Raw genomic sequence first — 271 nt, forward strand, 5'->3', positions numbered from 1 at the left:
CTGAGCGTATGATGCTACAAGCATTGATTGACAAATCACAAGAATACGTCAACGGTACTGTACGTGTAAAACTGTATAAAGGTAGCGTGAGCGTTGTTGGTCGTAAATCTGACGATTCATTATTTGATGAAAAAATCGCCACTTTCGAAGATGATGCGGGCGCTTATGATCAAAAAGACGCAGAAGGCTTTATCCGTCTAAATGGTCTACGTTTAGCTATCGAAGCTAGCCGTGGTCGCGATTTATCTAAGTAATTTTTTAGGCTACTTAT

Annotated in this window: 1 pseudogene; it reads left to right on the top strand. The window is 40.2% G+C overall.

The features are described 5' to 3' along the window. A pseudogene (locus R2R70_RS20420) lies at positions 1-254 on the top strand (argininosuccinate synthase); the annotation flags it as partial. Between the last annotated feature and the right edge of the window lie 17 nt (positions 255-271).

It is taken from the genome of Cobetia sp. SIMBA_158 (assembly GCF_046566945.1).
In the GTDB taxonomy this organism is placed as follows: domain Bacteria; phylum Pseudomonadota; class Gammaproteobacteria; order Pseudomonadales; family Halomonadaceae; genus Cobetia; species Cobetia amphilecti.